Source organism: Protofrankia sp. CiP1_Cm_nod1 (assembly GCF_920888515.1).
Classification (GTDB): domain Bacteria; phylum Actinomycetota; class Actinomycetes; order Frankiales; family Frankiaceae; genus Protofrankia.
Genome location: NZ_CAKKTM010000226.1, coordinates 1 through 4,277, shown reverse-complemented (window position 1 = coordinate 4,277; position 4,277 = coordinate 1). Strand labels below are relative to the sequence as shown.

Sequence of the window (4,277 nt, the reverse complement as noted above, 5' to 3'; positions counted from 1 at the left end):
CGTCAGCGGCGGCCACGGCGGCCGCGGCGGCTGTCGGCGCGGCGGCTACCGGCCCGCCGTCAGATGGCGGCCCGCCGTCAGATGGCGGTTCCGCGCCGCCGGGGTGCGTGGCACCGGCGGGCCGCGGCCCGGTGCCGCCCACGGGGGCCAGGGACACCTCGTAGGTGCCGGCGCGTAGCACCGTCAGCAGGTGCGCGGAGGGCGGCAGCGGGGACGAGATCGCGTCGCCCTGCAGCAGATCGCAGCCGAGTTCCATCAGCATCCGCATGGCCCGGGCGTCCTCGACGCCCTCCCCGACCACGCGCAGCCCCAGCCGGTGGCCGAGATCCAGGACCGAGCGCACGATCGCGACGTCGGGCAGGCTGCCGTGGGCGTCGGAGACGAACCCTTTGTCGATCTTCACTTCATCGAACGGCAGGGTCTTGAGGATCTCCATCGAGCTGTAGCCGGTGCCGAAGTCGTCCAGCGACAGCTTGACCCCGCGGGTGCGCAGCTCCCGGAGCATGGCCGCGGCCCGCGCCGGCTGCGTGACCAGCGCGCTCTCGGTGATCTCAAGGGTCAGGACGTCGGCGGGCAGGCCGTGCCGGCCCAGCGTCTCCGACACCAGGTCGGGCAGGTCGTCGCGGACGAGCATGCGCGCCGAGAGGTTCACCGACACCGGGGTGTGCTCGCCGGCGCGGGCCCAGTCCGCGCACTGGCGCAGGGCCTCGTCCAGCACCCACTCGGTGAGGTCGATGATCAGGGTTGACCGTTCCGCCATCGGCAGGAAGGCGCCGGGCGCCAGCAGCCCCCGGCTCGGATGCGCCCAGCGCAACAGCGCCTCCACCCCGGCGATCCGGCCGGTCTGGCAGGACAGCAGCGGCTGGTAGTGCAGCACCAGCTCGTCACCGGCGATCGCGGCGCGCAGCTGCGCGTGCAGGGCGAGCTCCCACGGGCGTACCCCGCCCATGCCCGCGTCCCAGACGCCGACCCGCTCGCTCTCACGGGCGGCCGCGTGCAGGGCCGCGTCCGCGGCCGGCAGCAGCGTGCCGAGGGTCGTGCCGTGCGTCGGCGCGGCCGCCACGCCCGCGCTGGCCTCCACCTCCACGTCGACCCCGTCGATGCGGAACGGGCCGCGCAGCTGCCTGATCACGGTACGGCCGATCGCGCGCAGGTGCTCGTGGGCGGCGGCGGGCTCGTCGGGCAGCTCGAGCCCGCACAGGACGACGGCGAACTCGTCGCCGCCGAGACGTCCGACCAGGGCGGGATCCGTCGCCACGTTACGCAGCTGCATCGCGACGACCTGGAGCAACCGGTCGCCGGCGGGATGGCCGAGGGCGTCGTTGACCTCACGGAACCGGTTGATGTCGAGGAGCACCAGGACGGCGTGCCGGCCGTCGGCGACCGCCGCGGCGATCGCCGGCTGGGCGGCGTGGGCGAGGCCGGACCGGTTCGCCAGGCCCGTCAGCAGGTCACGGACGATCAGCAGATGGTTCCAGCGGCCGACCCAGAACGTCACCAGGGTGGTGGCGACGATCGTGACGATGGCCATCACCACCGCCGCCCCACCGGGGTACAGGTCGCCCTTGAGAGCAACCCCCAGCACCGCGCTGGCGCTGATGACCAGCGCGTGCAGGAGCGCGACCCGCAGGCGGACGACCATCGCGGCGTAGGCGGCGATCCAGAAGTACCAGAGCAGGTAGAGGTCGCTGTCCCGGCCCGAGTCGCTGCCGCCCAGCGCGATCGTGACGGCCAGCAGTGAGGAGAAGACCAGGAGCTGGTGCGCTCTTGGGCCGATCCGGGCCAGCAGCATGGCCGCGAGCAGGTTGGCCGCGCTGATCGCCGCCGCCAGCCACGTGGCGAGCCGGTCCTGCCCCGGCGAGCCGGGCAGCAGGGCCAACGCCGTGAACGCGACGATGCCCACCGTGGAAAGAACAATCAGGAAAAGCCGCCGGTCCGTGAAGAACGAGAGGCTCACGGCGATCGGTCCTCCTGCCATCGGGTGCGCGGCGCCACGGCCGCACCGGCCGAATCCGGAATATGACCCGAATCCGGGGCATGGACCGAGTCCGGGACATATCCCGGATCCGGGGCGGCCGGGCGCGACGGCGTAGACGGCTCCACTTCATGGCCATCGGTGCACTACACGGACAACGACACAATGCCTTTCCGCCGGGCCTCGACATGGCTGCCGGGCCTCGGTCTTTCCACCAGGCTCGCCGACGGGGCTCGCCGGGCCGGCGGAACCTGTCAGCCCACAGCTGGGAGCGGCTCACGCACTGCGACGCTCGCGCACCGCGACGCACCTGCACCTGTCCGGGCGACCGCCCGGACCCGGGAAAAACCCACTCGGCGAGATACGGATGGGAACGGGCCGGACATTTAGTTGACGTTCATATCACGACACGGGAACGATGCCGTTTCTCCACAGTAACCCGAATCCGACGGTCCACGCCCACGTCGGGGCATCCGGTGGCAGACGTCCGTGGCGACAGAACGGACAGCAACCGCGTAAAAAGGACAATAACGGATGGCGACAGAAAAGATGACAACAGGACGGAGGGCGACAGAAATGACGGGCGGTGACGGGAATGGCGCCGGGACGGCGCCGGAGATGTCAGTGCGCCGCGTCGTCCCATGTCCGGCCGGAACCGACGCTGACCTCGAGGGGGACCGACATCCGGTAGGCCCCGCCCATCTCGGCGCGCACCAGCGCCTCGACGTCGGCGCGCTCGCCCGGGGCGATCTCCAGGACGAGCTCGTCGTGCACCTGCAGCAGCAGCCGTGACCGTGCCCCGTGCTCCCGCAGCCGCCGGTCGACACCGAGCATCGCGATCTTGATGATGTCGGCCGCGGAGCCCTGGATGGGGGCGTTGAGCGCCATCCGCTCGGCCATCTGCCGTCGCTGCGTGTTGTCACTGGTCAGATCGGGAAGGTAGCGGCGGCGGCCGAGAATCGTCTCGGTGTAGCCGTCCGCGCGGGCCCGTTCGACCACGCCGCGCAGGAAGTCACGCACCCCGCCGAACCGGGCGAAGTACGCCTCCATCTGCGCGCGGGCCTCCTCCGGGTGGATGCCGAGCTGACCGGCGAGCCCGAACGCCGACAGGCCGTAGGCCAGCCCGTAGGACATGGCCTTGATCCGGCGGCGCAGCTCCGGGTCGACCTCGCCCACCGGGATGCCGAACGCCTGGGCGGCGACGAACGTGTGCAGGTCCTCACCCGAGGCGAACGCCTCGATCAGCCCCTGGTCACCGGAGAGGTGCGCCATGATACGCATCTCGATCTGCGAGTAGTCGGCCGTGAGCAGGGACTCGTACCCCGAGCCGACGACGAACGCCCGGCGGATCTGGCGGCCCTCGGCGGTGCGCACCGGGATGTTCTGCAGGTTGGGGTCAGCCGAGGACAGCCGTCCGGTCGCCGCGATCATCTGGTTGAACGTCGTGTGGACGCGGCCGGCGTCGTCGATCATCGGGATGAGCGAGTCCACCACCGTGCGCAGCCGGGCGACGTCACGGTGGCGCAGGAGCACGGCCAGCAGCGGGTGGTCGGCCTGGGTGGCCAGCCAGGCCAGCGCGTCCGCGTCGGTGGTGTAGCCGGTCTTGATCTTCTTGGTCTTCGGCAGGCCCAGCTCGTCGAAGAGGATCACCTGCAGCTGCTTGGGCGAGCTGAGGTTGAACGGCCGGCCGACGATCTCGTGGGCCTGCGCGGCCACCTCGGTGACCTGCGCGCCGTAGTGCTTCTGGAGCTCGAGCAGGTGGTCGGTGTCGGCCGCGATCCCCGCCCGCTCCATCCCGGCGAGCACCGTGACCAGCGGGAGCTCGACGTCGCGCAGCAGCGCGGTGGCGCCGCGGCGGTCCAGGTCGGCGTCGAGGGCGTCGGCGAGCTCCAGCGTCGCGCGGGCCCGCACGACGTCGGCGGCGGCGGCGTCCGTCTCGTCCGACCCGTCGATGGTCAGCTGCCCCGTCCCGGACGTCTCCGGGCGCAGGTCGCGCCGCAGGTAGCGCAGGACGAGGTCGGCGAGGTCGAAGGTGCGCTGGCCGGGCAGGGCCAGGTAGGCGGCGAGCGCGGTGTCGCTGGTGACACCGGCGAGGGAGAACCCGTGGGCGGCGAGCGCGAGCATGGGCCCCTTGACGTCGTGGGCGGCCTTGGGCCGGCGCTCGTCGGCCAGCCAGGCGGCCAGCGCCGCGTCGTCGTCCGCGGTGAGCGCGGTGGGGTCGATCCAGGCGCCGGCGCCGGCGGCGGTGGCGAGCGCGAGGCCGGTCACGCTGCCGGTGCCCCGGCCCCAGCCGCCCCGGACG

The 4,277-nt window shown here is 72.3% G+C and carries 2 protein-coding genes; both read right to left on the bottom strand.

All coding sequences use genetic code 11. From position 1 onward, the window contains the following. On the bottom strand, positions 1 to 1,957 hold a 1,957-nt coding region (locus NBX02_RS10505; RefSeq protein WP_250291156.1), incomplete at its 3' end, for a bifunctional diguanylate cyclase/phosphodiesterase. Positions 1,958 to 2,596: 639 nt separating this feature from the next. Beyond that, a partial coding sequence (polA, locus tag NBX02_RS10500; protein ID WP_250291151.1) for a DNA polymerase I occupies positions 2,597 to 4,277 on the bottom strand: 1,681 nt, incomplete at its 5' end.